Genomic DNA, 510 nt, shown 5'->3' on the forward strand with positions numbered 1-510 from the left:
ACCTTCGCCCGGGGCGTCAGATTTTGCAACAAATAGAGGAATTATTTGTTCCGGAAAATCAGTTCGATTCATTTACGTCCGATCGCCGTTTTACGCTCAGAATGTCGGAGCTGACCGAATTGCTGCTGCTGCCGCCGCTCTTGCGCAATATTCGGGGTACGGCGCCGCATATCCGGATGAACGTGATGCACCTGAACGCGGACAAGACCGTCGAGGCGCTCGATTCCGGCCGGCTCGACATGGCGGTCTGTGCGGGGCTCGATCATCCGGACGCGATTTCGGCGCAAGTGCTGTTTCAGGATCGGCTCGTCTGCGTGCTGAGCCGGCGCCATCCGGATGCGAACAGGCCGCTCACGCTCGAGCGCTTCGCGGCGCTCGATTTTCTCAACGTATCGATCAATCCCGTCGACAGCAGCCTGATCGACACGATGCTCGCGGACATGCGCTTCACGCGCCGCATCGCGTTCAACGTGCCGCACTGGCTCGTCGTGCCGAGCATGCTCGATGCGC

The 510-nt window shown here is 60.2% G+C and carries 1 protein-coding gene; it reads left to right on the forward strand.

Annotation, left to right across the window (positions count from 1 at the left end; all coding sequences use genetic code 11):
• Positions 1-510: LysR substrate-binding domain-containing protein (locus J5M71_RS27270; protein ID WP_243434373.1), on the forward strand; the 510-nt coding region annotated here is incomplete at both ends.

The sequence above is a fragment of the Pseudomonas sp. 43(2021) genome (genome assembly GCF_017490805.1).
Lineage (GTDB): Bacteria > Pseudomonadota > Gammaproteobacteria > Pseudomonadales > Pseudomonadaceae > Aquipseudomonas.